Here is a 17,445-nt window from a genome sequence, read left to right on the forward strand (position 1 = left end):
TGTTTTGTTGTTTTTGGCGTCTGCTTTCGACTCACACTAGAAAACGATCCGGGTTCTTAGGCCGAACAGCGTAATACGGTCCTGAGTGGGGTCCTGCAGCGGGTCAGAAATGAACTGCAGTGACGGCGTGATCTGCAGTCCGGGCGAGATTGAAAAACGGTAGAATGCTTCGAGCGTGAATTGGTCACCGTCTATACCTCTTGCCTCAGCCCAGTTCAGGCCCAGCCCGGCCAGATCAGTATTGCGACCGTAATATCCCAAACCTGCAGAGATGGACCGATCGTAAAGCGCCGCTGTTCCTTTTGAGGCCCCTGCCCGAAAGAATGGCATCCATTTATTGCCAACAAACCATGCCGCTGAAAATGCAGCCCCATAGTCTTCAGGGCGGCTGCCATCGTCGGCCGCATCCGCATGCCAGAGGGTCAGATGGATATTGTCGAAATAGATGCGGTCAAACCCGGAGGTGTAGCCGAGTTCGAGCGATTTAAAGAGATTGCCGTCGCTAAACACATCAAAGTTTGGATCAGACGGGTCGGCGTTTGCGTCTGAGACGCTCGCAACAGCGTAGAAGTTTTCGCTCAGCTTTACCCCACCGGCAATGCCAAGACCTTGGTTGGGCGTGTTAATTGTCGGATTGGTATTAAAAGACAGGTTTTGGAAACCACTGTAAGGGCTGACCAACCCATAGATATCCACAAAGTCTGTTACATCAATCTGCCCGACTTGCAGCGTCCACGCGCCGTTCTCGGCCCTTTGGGTCCAGAACAGGTTGGTCAGCAGTAAACCATTATCGTTGAAGGCCGTCCCTGTGATCGAAAGGGCTCCACCATCTAGCCCAAGGAATTGCGGGGCAACATTGGTATAACTGTGCCGGTCTTCGATCTTGAATGTCAGAGACCCCCGTTCAGTCGCCTGCCAACTGCCATAGAACCGCGCAATTCCACTGGAAGCTTCGCCCTCCCCCAGATTCGCGTTCGTGGTTTGGCCCAACGCCAAATAGTCCACGTTGAACCGAAACCCTCCCTCAGCCAGTCGATCTTTCCACTGAAACCAACCCGGAGCGATATTGCGTGGAAAATCGGAACGGTATTGCGGATCGGTTAGCCCATCTCCGGGCTTTAGATCAGCTTCAACCGAAGATGGCCCGGATAGTCCCTGAGCCGACGCTGCGCCAGCAAAGACAATACTCAGTGCGACAACGAGAAATCTTATCATTCAGACGCCTTTGCCCCGCCGGTCTTGCGATGGCCCGCCGCTCGGATGCGATCAGCAGCACGTTGCTTCCATTCCAGCCCGTGTGCTTCAGTTTCCAGAGTTTCGACACGTTCCGTCTCTAACTGGAAAGTCGCTTTCATAGGCACGAGGCCGTCCACAACCATCATATTCTGAACAGAAGGATCGATAGTCAGCGTGCCCGTCAGCCGAACGGGTTCGTGGTAATAGCTGGGCGCCCAGTCGCCATTCAGCCGCACACGTATCATCTGGTTGGGCGGAGGTGGCGGCATGTGACTGCACATCCCTCGTTCTGGCACCAAATATGCCACAGACTGACCGTCCGGATCACCCGGAGCAGGAATGGCAAAGCCCGCGAGTGTGATTGTTTGACCGTCGAATTTTGGATTTCCGTTTGTTCCTGCCTTTCTTCGCCGTTCTTTCACAATCTCTCTTTGATCGAGCAACCAATCGACATCAACGTCAACTCCCGCCAAGGCATCCTCGGTTTCGGTCAGAAGCTCCTGCCATTTCAGTCTTTCTTCCGCGCTGCCAGCGTCTTGCTGCAGTCTGCCACGCATCCGCACAACGAAAAGGACGTCGTCGAACTGTTCGGGGCTTAGGTCCCGATAGGGATCTTCATATACCTGCACAGATGGGTCTGGAAGATCGACCCAGTCCAGCGCTGTTCCTGGCGTTGCCATGGCGGAATGACCGTAACAGACCAAACCCGCGAGCAAGATGGAGCGAAACCAAAAGAACATGAATACTCTCCGGTCGAGTTTTGGAGTCAATTCAGTGTATTTTTGTATATCACACCGTCCTTCATTATCAGCCGGATCGTTTCAGGGCTTTCCGGTCTCGGATCGGCACCAAACCACTGATCACCAGTTCCCACAACTGAGAAGTCTTCTAGTGGGTTACCGTCGATCAGCAGGATGTCCGCATAGGCTCCTTCCTCAATCACACCCAGATTGCCCTCGGGATAGGGGTTCATGAATGGTCCGGACAAAGCGGCGATTTCACCGCCAGTAGATGTCATTGCGACCAACGAGGCGTGAGAGCCAAAGAACTCATTATTGAGATGTTTTTCATAGGCAATTTGAATATTGCAGGCGGCTACAGAACCTACGCAATCCGTGTGAAACCCTCTTTTAGCTGGGCACTCATTCATGTTTTTTATGTAGTCGCCAAAAGCCTGCGTAGCTGACTGTGCCTTTCGTAAGCTGGCTGGGACATCTCGAATGGCAGGAATATCGAAGAGATTTGGATCAAATGCGGTGAGATTGGTCGTGATGTAGGCTCCTTTCTCTTCCATCAGCGCTGATATTTCACAATCAAACATGAACCCGTGTTCAATTGATCGCACACCAGCATTCAGTGCCGCCATGATCGTTTCCTTGCGGTAGGAATGGGCCATGACGTAGCTTTCGTATTCGTTGGCAACCTGCACGGCCGCTTCTAACTCTGCCGTCGATCCTGCCAATAACTGCCACGGGTCAAACACTGAAACTACACCGCCTGATTGCATGTACTTCAGTTGTGTTGCTCCCATCCGGAAGTTGTTACGAGCAAACTTGTACATGTCAGAGACGCTGTCGACTTCTTGGGCCATATTCAGACGGCTGAAGTTCGAAGACTGGCCAACAGGCGCCGTAAAGTTGGCGAAATCAGCATGGCCACCACGCGTACTTAGAAAAGCAGCCGCAGGGTAGAAACGCGGCCCGGCAATGGTCCCGGTGTCGATTGCGCGGCGAAGACCTCCATTAGCGCCACCTGCATCTCTTACGGTGGTAAAGCCTTGCATTAAGTACATCTCAGCCATTTGAGTGCCGTGAATCGCGAGGTCTTCCCAAGTGCTGTTGGCTTCCATTGCGGGCAACGTGGGTCCTGGCAGCATCAGGTGTGCGTGATTTTCGATGAAGCCGGGGGTCAGTGTCCTCCCTTCTCCGTCAATGACCGTAGCGTCGGGGGCAACGATTGCGTCGGTTGATACGGCCTTAATCAGATTGCCCTCGACCAATACGCTGGCATTCTCGATACGCTGTTCATTCACGCCATCGAAGATGTGCACGTTGGTAAACAACGTTTGGGGTTCTTCTTGATCCTGAGCCTGCGCGGACGCTGAAAAAGCAAGACCTGCAGCGACAATTACCGTCGAGCAAAGCGACATTCGTAGACCGGACATAAGTACTCCCTTCATATTCATGTTTTGCCAACTGTAGTCCGGAAAACCTTGCCTCGGTTGCCACTTTTGAATTGGCGTGTTCGAATGTAATCGTAAAAGTGGCCACCAATCAAAACTACCAATCATCACAAGGGTGACGAACTTGCCTTTCAACTCCACCTCTCAAGAGCATAGCGAGGGCTTTATTCGCCTCTCCTTAGCTGCTCCGTTTTTGCAATATCTCACCGAACGCAAGATCAATCCGCAACCAGCATTGGACCAGGTCGGATTGAAAGCCGAACTGTTGTCTGACCCATCCGTGTTCGTTCACTCAGAGCTGGTATACGGTTTGGTCAATGCCTTCTCAGAAGTATCAGGGGATCGATACCTAGGACTGAATGTAGGTGAGGCGTTTGACCTACAAGGATGGCCACCCTTCGCTCAAGCCTTGCAATCTACAAAAACGCTATACGAGTTTTTTACCCGCTTTGTTGGGCTCGTACCGCAGGAGTCCAATTCTGTGCGGCACAGCCTCGTCATTGAAGCAGACAAAGCGACTTATCGTATCGAGAGGCAACAGGAACCAACTGTCCCACCCATTCAGGTGACCGGTTTTGGTGCCGCAATCTATGTACGCCTATTGCAGACCGTCGTCGGAGATTCCTGGGATTCTTCGCGTGTGCGATGGGAAAGCAGATACATCAATGGGCTGCCTATCGACTATAAAGGGATCGAGGTTGGCCTTGGGACTGATCCCGGAATGCAAATTAGTTTTCCTGTGGGATGGTTGTTTTTGCACCATGTCTCTGAGGGCTCTGCCAAGCCCATAGCTTCACCTCAACAAGAGGAAGAAGTAACCGTGGTGGCAGCTTTGCGCTCTGTCTTACGGGACAAGCTAGATGAAACCAATTTGGGGCCAGAGATGGTGGCTGGAATGCTGGGAATACGCCCGGAACGGTTTCTGAAAGCGCTTCAGCAACAAGGCACAACTCTACCCCGTGAAACCAAACGGCTGCGTGTCGATGTCGCCAAGGAGCACCTCAAAGAAGACCAGATGACAATTGCAGAGATTGGTCTGATGCTCGGCTATTCCGACAAGTCCCATTTCACTCGCTTTTTCCGAGGTCAAACCGGAATGACACCGACCAATTTCCGCCTCGGCGTATAGTTACGTTGCGAATACTTGGACTGCTTATCCACTACACACCAAGTGCGGGCCGACAAGGATTTGCAACACACTTTTTGGAGCCCCTATCTAAGGATCACAGAGGGACAATTGACCCATTGCCCCTGCGGCGGTGCATGCAGCGCCTCGCTTACACCGAAGATGTCGGGAGTTCGAGTCTCTCATCACCCACCATTCTCTCCCTACAATGTACCAAGGACCTACGCGACTGGCACCTAGTGTTGTGCTGCGCGTGAAACTGCGTCAGCTACGCCTTGGCTGCCCTGAAACGAAAAAGATGTCTCCGACACAGGAGATTTGGGCCATGGCAACAATCCCAAAACGCCCGGCCTACGCAGACCAGGGTCAGGACCCGCGGGACACTTTTCGGATTGCTGCAACATGTATCAAAGGGCTTCGTGAGAGGTTTGCCCGTTGCGCGCGCCGTGTGGTCTTGCGAAATTGTAAAACCGCTCTCCTTCGTCCTGCGGATCATTTTCCTGCAACACTCTGAAATAGTTTCCTTTGATGCCCCAAGCAGCGTAACCTTAGATAAGTTTTGACGGCGCCGGTTTGGGATTGCAGGCTTGTGACGCAGAAAACCGAGGGAGTGAGCATGCATAAGGTAACTATCGTCGGGGCCGGGATCGCCGGGCTCACCGCGGCTCTTCGTTTGTTGGAGCGGGGATACCACGTCACGCTGTATGAGCAGGACAATTTCATTGGTGGAATGTTGCGGTCCCATAAAGAGCACGACCACGGCGATTATCCGCGCGAGCACAGCTATCACATGCTGTGCAATTGGTATTACAACTTCTGGTCGGTCGCAGAAGACCTGGGAATTGAAGACAACTTCACACCACGCGAAGCCTTCAAGTTCCTCTATGACGGTGATCTCGACAACATGCCCGAAATGGTGAACCCCGGCGGCATTCAGGATTTTTACCGCAACCTCACCGGTGGCGCAGCGCCGCCTGCTGAACTCTTCCTGTTCATGTATTCGATGGTCGATCTGCTTTCGATCCCGGACAGTGAAGATGACAAGCTTGACCGGATGTCGTTCAACGGCTGGCTGCGCGGGCGGCCCTATTGCACTGATGTTGTGGCGAAGCTTCATGAGAAGATCTGGCAAACCGTGTGGGCGATTGACAGCTGGCAAGCTTCGGCGCGCAGCTACAAAACCTTCCTGAAGTACGGCAACCGCGTTCCGGTTCCGCAGCTTTGGCTGTTTGATGGGTCCAAGAAAGAAACTCTGATTGATCCCTTCCACAAAAAGCTCGATCAGTTCGGAGACCGGTTTGAGCTCAAGTACCGCCACCGAATTCGCGAAGTGCATCCCAACGCAGACGGCACTCGGATCGAACGGCTGGTGTTTGACAAGGTAACCAAATCGCCATCAGTTAACCCCAAATGGGGGATCGCAAAGAAAGACATCGAAGTGGATGTCAGCGATGAGAATGTGATCATCAGCATCACCCCCGGTGCGATGGCCTCAATGGTAACTGATGATCTCTACAACGCCGATCCGGATCTTGGGCAGCTGAGATACCTGGAGGCCGAGCCGATGGCGTCGGTCGAGCTTTATCTCAAGCGGAAACTGCCCGGCATCCCTTCGGATGTGGTGGTGTTCATGGATACACCCTATGAGATGACGTTCCTCAACTACTCGGCGACGTGGGGCCTCAAAAACACCTTCCTTTATGTGACAGTTTCGGATTTCAAATCGCTTCTGTCTGTAAAACCCGAACGCCGGGACGAAAACCAGAACCTCATTCTAGATCTCAAAAATCCCAAAACCGCAATCGACTATATTCTGCGAGAAATCACTGCCAAGTTAGAGATAACCGAGGCGGATATCGATCTGTTCCAGACTTCGGTCGATACAAATACTGGCGAAGAGCTTTTCGCCAATCTCACCGGCAGCTGGGAACATCGCCCCGAGGTCAACACCAAGTTCGAGAACCTGTTTCTTGCCGGGACTTACGTCAGGAATTTCGCGGATGTCTCGACTGTCGAAGGCGCTTGTGCAACTGGGTTGATCGCGGCCGAAGGCGTACGTCAGGCCGCGCAGAGAGAACCAGACAAAGGCGATGCGGGTAAACCAGTGGAAGTGATCACACCCGAATTCTATCCCAGCCAGATGTTTCAGACGCTCAAGATTGCCTGGGCGCCTTATGCCGCCAGTGCAAAAGCATGGACGCTTGCGGACAAAGCCCTGGGGATCAACAAGCTATGGCCACCAAAAGACTTCAAGTTCCCGAAGTCGAAATTCACACCGAATCCCGAGGACCTTGGTTCACTGTTTACGGATTGGCTGCCTGCAAGTAAGTGGAACGAAAAGACTTTGGGCCTGGGTCCAATGTTCTGGAACTATACAGAAGACGGCAAGCCCCGTAAAAAGTAACCAAGAATACCTCGCACGAGTAAGAGACGACTGATGACTACTAAATCGATTGCGGCATGGCTGAACGAAATTGGCCTGCCACAATACACCGAACTGTTTGATGAGAACGGTATCGACCTGGACATTCTTGAAGATGTGACCGGCGACCATCTCAGAGAAATGGGTGTCACGGTGCTGGGTCATCGACTCAAGATCAGCAAGGCAATCACCGCGCTGAAACCGGATGCGGCGCAGCCCAGACCCAGCGGTGCCATGACGGGCGAGGAAAGCGCCGAACGGCGACACCTCACCATTATGTTTTGCGATCTGGTCGGCTCGACCGCCCTGTCGGCGCGGCTTGATCCCGAAGACTATCGCGACCTCATGGCGCTGTATCAGGATACGGTCTCGCAATTGGTTAAAGAGGCCAGAGGGCACGTGGCCCAATACCTTGGCGACGGCGTTGTGGTCTATTTTGGCTACCCGGTTGCGCAGGAGGACGCGGCAGAACGCGCGTGCCGCGCGGCTTTGGAAATTGTCGAGGCCGTCGCCGCGTTGGATACTGCAGCCGGTGAACGCCTACAGGTGCGCATTGGCATTGCAACCGGGTTGGTTGTGGCCGGTGATCTTGACCAGAACGGGGTAAATTCAACCTCAGCAGTGGCCGGCGATACGCCCAACCTTGCAGCCAGATTGCAGGGTCTGGCAAAGCCGGGTCAAATTGTCATTGGAAAAAGAACTCAGTCTCTGTTGGGAGATATGTTCGTCTATGAGGCGCTGGAAAACATCCATCTGAAGGGGTTTGAGCCCGGCCAGGTGGCGTGGCGTGTCATATCCACAGCTCAGCGCCAGGACCGGTTCGCAGTTACATCGGCACGGCGGCAGCTTACGCCTCTGGTCGGGCGCACGCCGGAACGAACGCGCCTGATGTCGGCCTGGGAGGACGCCAAATCTAAGAAGGGGAGTGTTTGCCTTGTCTCAGGTGAGGCTGGCATCGGCAAAAGCCGCCTCACATATGAGGTGGTGGATCAGGCCAAAGGCGAAGGTGCCACCGTTCTTCACCTGCAATCCGCACCCTATTTTGAGAACACGGCCATGTACCCTATCCGCCGTCAGATCGAAACCGTGCTCGGGTTCAAGGAAGACGATGACAGCGAAGCCCGACTGGACAAGCTGGAAAAACTGGTCGTTGCCGAAGACGATCTGAACGAAGCCCGCGCGCTGATGGCGTCTTTGTTTTCGCTGCCCTGTGACAGGTATCCGCCGCTGAACCTTTCGCCCGAGTTGCAAAAGACCCGCACGATCGACATGCTGATCGAACAGGTCATCGTTCTGTCCAAGCGGGCACCATTGTTGGTGCATTTTGAAGACTTGCACTGGATCGACCCTACATCGCTGGATTTGTTGACCAAATTTGCGGCCAAACTCGCCGATTGCCAGATCCTGCTGCTTGTGACCTGCAGGCCGGAATTTACTCATGACTGGCAGGTGGATCACCTGGAAACCTGCGAACTGGCGCGCCTCAAGCCTGCCGAAGTCGAAGAGCTGCTGGACAGTATGACAGGCTCGGATGCCTTTTCGGCCGAACAGCGCCAGCAATTGCTGGAACGGTCGGATGGCGTACCGCTTTTCGCCGAAGAACTGACCCGCTCTGCCATAGAATCCAGAAACAGCGCGGATTTGGTGCCTGAAACCTTGCAAGACAGTTTGATGGCGCGCCTCGACAAGTTGGGAGCGGTCCGTGAATACGCCCAAATCGGCGCCGTGATCGGCCGGGAATTCGATGTCGACCTGCTGTCTCAGGTGACCGGAACTCCGCTGCCCGAGCTCTCGGACTCGCTTTTGCAACTGGGTGACGCAGACCTCGCATACCCGGACCAAACCGGCCAAAGCCTGATGTTCCGCCATGCCTTGATTCAGGAGGCTGCGTATCGATCTATATTGCGGCGGCGGCGGCAGCAATTACATGGAAAGATTGCCGAAACGCTGGAAGAAAAATTCCCTGAACGTTGCAAGTCCGGTCCGGAACAGGTGGCAAACCACTTTGTTGCCGCCGGACTTGGTGACCGGTCAGTCCCCTATTGGCTGACGGCAGGTAAATCCGCGTGGGGCCGGGCTTCGATGAAAGAAGCGCTCGCTCAACTCAGCAATGGTTTGGAATATGTTGGAGAGGTCGATGACCTGACTGATCGCGCAAAGCTGGAGCTGCAACTGCAGTCGACCATTGGCGTGGTGCATTTTGCGGCGACCAGCTACGCCTCGCCACAGGCGCAGACCGCATTTGAGCGCGCCCGCGAGCTATTTCTGGATGTTGACGATCCAGACCTGCGCGTCGCAGTTCTATACGGGATCGGGGCCTTCGAAACCATGCGTGGCGACGTAAGCTCAGGGCATGATACCTTTGCGGCGCTTGCTGACGAGGCGACGCGCAGCGGCAATACCCGCTATGAAGTCTATTCCGCCTCGATGCAGACTTGGTCGCATTTCAACCGCGGCGATTACGCCGAGTCGGTGCGCTATGGCGAACGTGTTCTACAGCTCTATGATGAGGGCATATGGGACCAGCCGGGGCCACGCCTGTCGGCCGCAGAACCCAAGGTGATTTCAGAGTGCTTCCGGGCGGCAGCGCTCTGGTCCCTGGGTCGACCGGATCAAGCGGTGAAGGTCGGGAACGACATCCTAAATTACACCCGGTCGCTGCCTGACCCCTATTCGCTTGTCTATGCTCTTTCGAACGGGGTGATCCGCATCCATGACTGGAACGGTGACTGGGAACAGGTCATGGGCCTGACCGAAGAATGCAGCGCGGTTGCCGGAGAGTATGGGTACAGGTTCTTGGGGGTCTGGGCTTCCTTCTGGCGCGCCCGGGCAATGGCGCAACTCGGTCAACTGGATGAGGCCGAAAAGATCACGGCCACGGCCGTTGCCGCCTGCAAGAATGCCGGGGTCCATTACCACCGCGTCTGCTTTGAAGCCAATCACGCACGCCTGCTGTTGGCACAGGACCGGATCGAGGATGCCGCCCGGGTTCTAGACGATCTTGACCAACCACTGCAGGTTGGGGGCGAATTGAACCACGTACTGGACCTGAGCCTAGTCAAAGGGGAATTGGCACAGAAGCGTGGCGATACTAGCAGCGCCGAGCAGCACTATCGCGCTGCTTTCGACGCAGCCCAAAACCGGTCAGCTTTGGCATGGCAACTGCGCGCCGCGCTTGGGTTGGCGTCTTTGCTGCCCACCAAAGACGAACAACGCACGCTTATCGAACCGCTGGTGGCGCAGTTCGAGGAAGGGTTCGACAGCCAGTATCTGAAGGCAGCGCGCGCCTATTTGTGATCAGCGGGCTTCGCCCAAAGCGCGTGTGCGATCCACAAGTGTGATCAGCTTTTTGGGGTTCCGGGCAAATCGTCTGGCCTCGGCTATTGCGCTGGCGGCGATCCGGTCCAGTTCGGCCTCGGCTTCTGGCAAAGCGGCGCGAAAGGCCTCGGCCAGCGCGTCGTAATTGCCGGGGTTCGGATCGCGGAACATCTCGGCAATTGCAGGTTCGCGTACAGCTATCGCAGCCGGCAGGGTTAGAATCCCGTCGCGAATGTCCTCTTCACCGCCGCCACCTAGGGCTTCGGTTCCACGCACGTCGGACACGTCATCGCAGGCGTGATAGAGGGTGCCCAGCAGACCACCGAAATGGCGCAACCCCTCGCTACGGTCGCCGAGACAAGCAGCGACCTCGAACATCGAACCGGTGTCTTCCTGCGCCAGCTTGCGCCAATCCTCGACCCCTCGCGGCATCGTGCGGCTGTTCCACTGCGCAATCTCGGCCGCGCCAAGCCGGGACATCAGCTCAGACAACAACCCGACCACCTGCGGCTCGGTCGCCATCATCCGATAGCCTTCAGCAACCATGAACCCGGACGTCATCAGCGCCGCAAGTTGCCCAAAGGCCGTGTGCATGGTCGGTTTGCCGCGCCGTTCGTCCGACTGGTCCAGAATGTCGTCTACAACCAGCGTCATGTTATGAAACAGCTCAAGCGTTACGGCTGCCTGTATGGTTTCATCCGTGATCTCCTCGCTGCCGACAGCCGTCTGACAGGCAAAGATGGTCAATGGGCGAAAATACTTTGAGCCGGCCAGAAACTGTTCTTCCAACTGCGGCCGCATCTCTTCGGGTGTGGAGTCAACCCACGTGCCGATGGCTGTGCGAAGCCGTTCCGTCTCAGATTCAAATCCCAGTTCCGGTATTACCCAGTCGGCGCGGGCACCTTCGTTATTCATGGTTTGGATTTTGCATAGCGATGGGGGCCTTCCCGGTCGTCACCCTCGGGGCCGACTGACTTACGAAGCTCAGCCTCGATTTCCATAAGATCACGTTGCAACAGTTTTGCCTCGCTCAGCGACAGATCCGATATTTCGCGCAACACCGCACGGGCCTTGTCCAACACGATCAGTTGTCTGGCTTCCACTGACGGGCCATCTGCGCTGGGTATGGTTGCTTCGATCGCGTCTGTCCCTTGGGTCGAGACGATGGTCGCAATCTGCTGCCAATACCGCAAAGCTGAACTGAGCCACCGGGCTTGCGCCTGCGCAAGCAGAAACATCACATCGGGCTCGACCCGTGCACCCTTTTCGCTGTAGTCCCGCAGCGACCCCAGAACACCCTCAAGCGCTTCCAGATACATCGCCACCATATCGTCAATCGAGCCAGGGTTCCCAAACTCATTGCGTGATGATCCGTCGTCTTGATCCATCTTGCTACTCCATTGCCCCCATCGTCATAAAGTTTTGTAGATTCAGTGTTTTGCTACCGATTTTCACTGTATATTCACACCGCGTTTGGGCATGGGTTGATTTGATTTTCAGTAAAACAAGAAGATCGCCGCGCAATCAAGTACCGAGATATGTTAACCATCTATTAACCTTGGGAATCTGCCGTCTGCATAAGAAAAAAGCACCCGCCCCGTGGGTTTTGGTTCATATGGCGAGGACGGCGATACGAAACAGATTTGCCGCGATCGCCGGGTTGAAGTTCGTGACCATGAGGCTTTGCGCCAACTGCGTCACGCAATGTTTCTGGGTCTCGATGCGGCCCTGGCGGTGGTCACCAGATAAAATGGCCCAGCAAAGAAAACATTCGCGGCATGGGATCGACCGAAGGTTCGACTGGGAACTGCGGGGTGGATAAACTGCTCGCTATTTGGGCTTATTCAGGCATCGCTTGCCATCAAAATTCCCGCCGCGCTGTGCTGGTCCAAAACGCAATCCCATGTCTGATCGCCTCGTCGTTAAAATCATACGACGGGTTATGAAGCGGCATCGAATTGTTCCCTTCCAATCCGTTGCCCATCAGGATGAAGGCCCCGGGGCGGTGCGCAAGAAACTCTGCAAAATCTTCAGAGAATCCTACCCGACCATACTCAGCATCAACGCGGCCAACATCACGAGCAGCATCCGCGATCATGTCTGTGGCTCTGGCATCGTTCACCAATGGCCGGAAGGAAGTTGAGTAATCAACCTCCGCCTCAGCGCCTTGTCCTGCACATACACCGGCGACTATGGCGCGCATTCTTCGCTCGATATTCTCGGACACATCTCTGGAAAAGCCCCGGCAATCCCCCCGTAGAGTTACGTTGCTAGGCAGAATGTTGCGCGCGCCGTCTGTCAGGAACTCCGTTACGGAAACCACTGCATGCTCGCTCGCTGGAACCGAGCGAGAGACGATCGATTGCAACTGCTGCACAATTGCGGCCCCAGTCACAATCGGATCAACGCCTTTTTCCGGCATCGACGCGTGCCCGCCCTGACCCTGAACGCGTATCTCAAAATTATCCTCGAACGCGCAGAATGAGCCCCTTTGCGTGGCAAAGTGACCAAGCTCCATTCCGGGCATGTTGTGAAGGCCGAAGATCGCGACCATCGGGAAACGTTCGAACAATCCGTCCGCGATCATCGCGGCGGCCCCATTTCCGTTCTCTTCGTCCGGCTGAAAGATGAAGTGAATGGTGCGGTCAAAAGACGGGTCCGCCGAAAGCTCCAGCGCGGCACCCAGCAGCATGGTGCTATGGCCATCGTGGCCACATCCATGAAACTTGCCTTCCGTTCCCGAGCGGTACGGCAAGTTGGTGGCCTCTTGTATCGGCAGCGCGTCCATGTCGGCTCGAAAACCGATTGCGGTTTCGTCCGGACCACGGCGCAAGGTGGCCACAATTCCCGCGCTGCCCACACCCCGGGTGACCTCAAGTCCCGCGCGTTCCAACTCCGCCGCGATCAGATCCGACGTCCGGTCAAGGTCGAAGCCTGTTTCCGGGTGGGCATGCAGATCACGGCGAAACGCAACGAGATCAAGCATCGGGAACGGCCCCTTCGGACAGCACGATCAATGGCAATTTGGCCTCGTCCGTCAACAAGGCTGCAAGCCCCGCTGCGCCTGACGGCGTGGTGGAAAAGCCCAGATCGCGCGCATGTTTTACAGCGTCCACGGCCTGCAGGTCAGTGACCGTAACCCAGTCATCGGCGCACCGTTCCAGAATTTCGAAAGCCAGCATAGAAGGCGTTTTGCAATCCAGACGCCCCATATTGGAAACCGGGCCCTCAACCGTTACGATCTGTCCCGCCCGGGCGCTTTCGGCAAGGCAAGGGGCCGCATCAGGTTCGACCACTATGATCTTTGGCTGAACCGCCCAGGTGGACCGGATCATGTAAGCGATCCCCGCAGCCAGACCACCAACGCCTGCCTGCAAGTAAACGTGGCTTGGCCAATTTCCGGAGCTTTCCAACTCTGTCCGCATTTCTTCGGCGATGACGGTATAGCCTTCCATTACCAACCTCGGAGGTTCGGTATATCCAGGCCAAGATCCATCGGCGAGGTGGATTGCCCCGGACGCCTCGGCGTCGGCTATGGCTGCCGCAACGCTCGCCTCATAATCGTCACCCGATCGGACAACTTCCGCGCCTTTGTCCCGCAGGCGAATTGCAAAATCCTCTGGCACTGTTTCGGCAAGGTGAATGCGGGCCTTTGCGCCAAACAACCGCGCTCCGGCCGCCACGGCCATGCCATGATTACCTGCACTGGCACAGACAAAAGTCATCGTGCGTGCGATGGTTTTTACGGAATCATCCAAATAGGCGTTTGCTTCCAAAGGGCGGCCGACGCGCGCTTCTATCAGCTTGGCAACAGCGTAAACGCCTCCGAGCGCTTTGAAAGCGCCCAATCCCATCCTGTTGGTTTCATCCTTGATCAGAATAGGTCTGTCTTGGAGACTGCGCGTCTCCAACGGACTTGGTCTATAGGCGGGACATGCAGCCAGCAGAGCCAGCGGTTTTGCAACATCGAGTATCGTTGGATTTTTCATACAGAAAGTTGTACACGCGACAGATGATCTATTATGGTCAATTCTCCCTAATTTTCGGGAAATTTTCTCACACCAAGGGAAATTCGCATGAAACTTGATCAGCACGACCGAAATCTGCTTCAGTTGATGCAAACCGACGCCAAGATAGGCCTCGAAGCGCTTGCGTCCGAGACGGGCTTGTCCGTGGCCTCCGTTCAGCGGCGGTTAAAGGCGCTCAGAACCTCGGGCGCAATTCTTTCAGAAGTCGCGATCGTTGATCCCAAAAAGCTAGGTGTCGCGATGAGCTTCATTGTCATGGTCGAATTGGAACGCGAGCGTCAGGATCAGATCGACGCATTCTCACGTCAGGCGCAATCAGAGCCTATGGTACAGCAGTGCTATTACATCACCGGAGACGCCGACTTCTGTCTGGTCTGCACAGCAAAGGATATGGATGATTTTCAGGAACTCACGAAGCGACTGTTCTTCGACAACTCAAACGTCCGTCGCTTTCGTACATCTGTTGTCATGGGGAGAAAGAAAGTCGGTTTGGGCATTCCTGTTCAGGGTGTTGGGTTAGAATAATAAGAATCAACATTTGCGTCAGCTACCGCTTCAAAGCGGCCCTTCGAATGCTGGGCCGCGGATGCGCTTATTAGCCAGCGTCGCAGGACCTTGGGGTTAGGGCCCAGACTGGGCCCCTCGTTATATTTCCCAGTGCGGGATCCAATCCCCGTCAAGGCGAAGTGACACGCCAGCATTGTCTTCTTCAAGCTTCACCACATGCAATTCGCCCTTGTCGCCCCCGTATTTTTCGCGGGCCGCTTCGAACTGCGTGCATACCAGCCGTGTGGCAGGGGCGGCGGTGCCGGCGTCGTCGCAGGCCTCAACGATCAGGCCCAGATCCTTTTGGCACAAGTCCAGTGTGAAAGACGGATCATAATGTCCGGCAAAAACGGACGGGGCGTCGTGATGCATGCACCAGCTTTCGCTGGCCCCGATCTTAAGCGCGTCCCAGGCTCGTGACAGATCGACACCTGATTTCACCGCCATGACAAGTGCTTCACCCATGGCTGTCGCGTGGATGGCCCAAAGCTGATTGCTGGCCAGTTTCGTCACGGACCCGCTGCCGCTGGAGCCCATGTAATGAAGCGGACCCATCAGTTCCATCACGGGGCGAATACGCGCGACGGTCGCTTCGTCCCCACCTGCAAATTGGGGCATGTTGCCGGTGCGTGCACCATCGACGGCACCTGTGACCGGCGCATCAATCAACTGTACACCGTTTTCAGCAAAGGTGGCGGCAAGCTCGCGCACAAAGGCGGGTTTGTTTGTTGTCATATCCACCCAAACCTGCCCCGCGGACATGGCGGATCGCAGCCCATCGTCGCCACCTGCCACTTGTTCGATTTGTTTTGGTCCAAAGACCATGGTGAACACGATGTCCGCCGCTTGCGCGGCTGCCGCAGGGGTCTCTGCCCACTTCGCCCCAAGCGCCAGGTGCTCTTCTGCCCGGTTCCGATCAAGGTCGCAGACCGTCAGGTCATGCCCGCCCTTGATCAGATTCAGGGCCGCCGGGCCGCCCATGGTGCCAAGCCCAATAAATCCAATGCGCATCTTCGCCGTCCTCGGGGTTAGTTATATTGCTTAGGCATTCAGGATGGTGTCGGTCGAACATACCTCACCAAACTCACCCTGCAGATTGGCAAGCGTGACGGAATGGATCTGTTCGGCGCTGTGGGTCACCCCGTCCGGCCCGGTCGCGTCATAAGCCCAGACGGCATCTGAGGCATAGACCATCTCAAAGCCCAGACTGCTTGCAGAGCGCGCGGCGGACTCGGCGCAGTGATTGGCCGTGGCCCCGCAGATGACCACACGCTCAATATTGTCGGCGCGCAGATCGGCCTCGAGCGAAGTTCCGGCAAACGCGCTGGAGACGTATTTGATGATCACCGGCTCGTCCCCCTGCGGTGCTGCAAAGGGTTGAACAGCCGCGCCAGGTGCGTCCGCATGAAATGGATCATCCGGGTCAAGCCCGTGGTGGTGCACATGGACGATCTTGTCACCTTGCGCGCGAAACCGGCTGAGAAGTCGGCCAATATTGTCGCCTGCCTCGGGGCAAGATCGCACGGCACCGGCGGCATCCTCATGGGCCAGCGCCATTTGCACATCAATGACGAGTAGAGCAGTTTTCATGGCGTGGTCCTTTATGCGTTGATAGTGGCGGCTGCGCGTTCCGCGAGGATATTTTTGACACGATCACCATAGATCCGGATGTTGATTTCGTCGCTGATCACGCGGCCTTCCTGTTCGTCATAGGTCATGATCGCGGTGACACGAGGGGTCGACCCTTCGACCTCTGTCACCCCGTGCAATGAATAGCCACCGCGAAACAGGGTAAAAGTACCGGCGCCCCGGTCAAACTTCTGTGCATGGGACATATCGCCAGCAAGCAAACGATCCACCGCCTCGCGGTCCTCGGTTTCGTCGGTGCGCGAGTTCGGCAAGAAGGCAAAATCACCCCCGGTTTCAGCGGCCTGCAACAACAGCGTCACGGTGCATTCCGTCGTATCATAATGCCAGGCGTGCCAGCTTCCTGGATGCAGGGCGACGACATTCAGCGCTTGAAACTCATCAGCGCAGCGATGCAGCACCTCTTTCTTTTGGACGCGGCGCACAAAGTCCGTCAAACGCGGCGACTGATAAAGCCGCTGAATAAGCGTTTCATTCGGCAGCTGATCATCCGCCAATTGCGTCGCCACATGCGTATATTCCTTACGACGCGGATCATCCTTGGGCAGCGACGGGTCAATTGCGCCCTGATAGATGTTGCGTTTGATGGTCAGTACGTCAGCGGTGGGTAGCAAGGCGTTGGATTCATCGGCCAGAGCTGCCAGTGCCTCGGGACGGATAAACCCATCCAGATTGCACCAGCCATGTTCCTCCATCTGGTCCTGACAGGCCTTGAGAAACGCAGCGCCTTCGGCACTTTCCAGATCCGCAATGGGATAGCGCTCCAGATCTACAAGGCTCAAAACCATGTCGGTGGCTGCATCTAGATTGATCTCCGGCATAGATCGCTCCCTTTTGTCTGGTCGACTTCGTCGTCAGTTGCTTTTGTCTAACTGCCGACCGAAATGAAGGAAAATGAAACAATTTGCGTCCATGCACATAAAAAACTTATGAATGGGCA

Annotated in this window: 14 protein-coding genes; 4 read left to right on the forward strand and 10 right to left on the reverse strand. The window is 55.6% G+C overall.

Annotated features, from left to right (window positions below):
• Nucleotides 1-36: 36 nt before the first annotated feature.
• The 3 genes from AC2FLJ_RS11925 to AC2FLJ_RS11935 are packed head-to-tail and all read right to left on the reverse strand — an operon-like array spanning nt 37 to nt 3,553.
• Nucleotides 37-1,215, reverse strand: a complete 1,179-nt coding sequence (locus AC2FLJ_RS11925; RefSeq protein ID WP_496698957.1) for a carbohydrate porin — start codon at nt 1,213-1,215, stop codon at nt 37-39.
• Entirely contained in the window at nt 1,212-1,976 is a 765-nt protein-coding gene (locus AC2FLJ_RS11930) for a DUF3299 domain-containing protein (protein WP_496705957.1), read from the reverse strand. The genes AC2FLJ_RS11925 and AC2FLJ_RS11930 overlap by 4 nt, the downstream gene beginning before the upstream one ends.
• 26 nt (nt 1,977-2,002) lie before the next feature.
• Complete coding sequence (locus tag AC2FLJ_RS11935) at nt 2,003-3,553, reverse strand: amidohydrolase family protein (RefSeq protein WP_496705959.1); 1,551 nt, start codon at nt 3,551-3,553, stop codon at nt 2,003-2,005.
• Between AC2FLJ_RS11935 and AC2FLJ_RS11940 the strand changes: the two genes are divergently transcribed.
• The 3 genes from AC2FLJ_RS11940 to AC2FLJ_RS11950 all read left to right on the forward strand — a co-directional run bounded on the left by AC2FLJ_RS11940 (nt 3,543) and on the right by AC2FLJ_RS11950 (nt 10,263).
• The gene (locus AC2FLJ_RS11940; RefSeq protein WP_496705961.1) at nt 3,543-4,547 is read left to right on the forward strand and encodes an AraC family transcriptional regulator; all 1,005 of its coding nucleotides are present in this window, start codon (nt 3,543-3,545) and stop codon (nt 4,545-4,547) included. The genes AC2FLJ_RS11935 and AC2FLJ_RS11940 overlap by 11 nt on opposite strands.
• A 613-nt stretch (nt 4,548-5,160) precedes the next feature.
• Nucleotides 5,161-6,948, forward strand: coding sequence for an FAD-dependent oxidoreductase (locus AC2FLJ_RS11945; protein WP_496705963.1), 1,788 nt, complete (start codon nt 5,161-5,163; stop codon nt 6,946-6,948).
• A gap of 33 nt (nt 6,949-6,981) precedes the next feature.
• Nucleotides 6,982-10,263 carry an adenylate/guanylate cyclase domain-containing protein gene (locus tag AC2FLJ_RS11950; RefSeq protein ID WP_496705965.1) on the forward strand — a complete coding sequence of 1,094 codons (3,282 nt, stop codon included), beginning with the start codon at nt 6,982-6,984 and terminating at the stop codon, nt 10,261-10,263.
• Here the strand turns inward: AC2FLJ_RS11950 and AC2FLJ_RS11955 are convergent, their stop codons facing one another.
• The 4 genes from AC2FLJ_RS11955 to AC2FLJ_RS11970 all read right to left on the reverse strand — a co-directional run bounded on the left by AC2FLJ_RS11955 (nt 10,264) and on the right by AC2FLJ_RS11970 (nt 14,273).
• Nucleotides 10,264-11,199 carry a polyprenyl synthetase family protein gene (locus AC2FLJ_RS11955; protein WP_496705967.1) on the reverse strand — a complete coding sequence of 312 codons (936 nt, stop codon included), beginning with the start codon at nt 11,197-11,199 and terminating at the stop codon, nt 10,264-10,266.
• On the reverse strand, nt 11,196-11,672 hold the full coding sequence (locus tag AC2FLJ_RS11960) for a hypothetical protein (protein WP_058273394.1): 477 nt from the start codon (nt 11,670-11,672) through the stop codon (nt 11,196-11,198). Before AC2FLJ_RS11960 ends, AC2FLJ_RS11955 begins: the two co-directional genes overlap by 4 nt.
• Nucleotides 11,673-12,145: 473 nt before the next feature.
• Nucleotides 12,146-13,270: a M20 aminoacylase family protein gene (locus AC2FLJ_RS11965; RefSeq protein WP_496705969.1), complete on the reverse strand. Its 1,125-nt coding sequence runs from the start codon at nt 13,268-13,270 to the stop codon at nt 12,146-12,148.
• Complete coding sequence (locus tag AC2FLJ_RS11970; RefSeq protein ID WP_496705971.1) at nt 13,263-14,273, reverse strand: pyridoxal-phosphate dependent enzyme; 1,011 nt, start codon at nt 14,271-14,273, stop codon at nt 13,263-13,265. The genes AC2FLJ_RS11965 and AC2FLJ_RS11970 overlap by 8 nt, the downstream gene beginning before the upstream one ends.
• A gap of 87 nt (nt 14,274-14,360) precedes the next feature.
• Here AC2FLJ_RS11970 and AC2FLJ_RS11975 point away from each other — a divergent pair, with 87 nt between their 5' ends.
• On the forward strand, nt 14,361-14,837 hold the full coding sequence (locus tag AC2FLJ_RS11975; protein WP_496705973.1) for an Lrp/AsnC family transcriptional regulator: 477 nt from the start codon (nt 14,361-14,363) through the stop codon (nt 14,835-14,837).
• A gap of 120 nt (nt 14,838-14,957) precedes the next feature.
• Here AC2FLJ_RS11975 and AC2FLJ_RS11980 read toward each other — a convergent pair whose 3' ends face one another.
• From AC2FLJ_RS11980 to AC2FLJ_RS11990, 3 genes are read right to left on the reverse strand one after another with little or no spacing between them, the layout of a single operon-like run.
• A complete protein-coding gene (locus AC2FLJ_RS11980) occupies nt 14,958-15,869 on the reverse strand; it encodes an NAD(P)-dependent oxidoreductase (RefSeq protein ID WP_496705975.1) in 912 nt (303 codons plus the stop codon).
• A gap of 30 nt (nt 15,870-15,899) precedes the next feature.
• Nucleotides 15,900-16,448, reverse strand: coding sequence for an isochorismatase family protein (locus tag AC2FLJ_RS11985; protein WP_282169715.1), 549 nt, complete (start codon nt 16,446-16,448; stop codon nt 15,900-15,902).
• 11 nt (nt 16,449-16,459) lie between these two features.
• Nucleotides 16,460-17,326, reverse strand: a complete 867-nt coding sequence (locus tag AC2FLJ_RS11990) for a HalD/BesD family halogenase (protein ID WP_496705977.1) — start codon at nt 17,324-17,326, stop codon at nt 16,460-16,462.
• Nucleotides 17,327-17,445: the final 119 nt, after the last annotated feature.

It is taken from the genome of Ruegeria sp. CDSA034 (assembly GCF_059612275.1).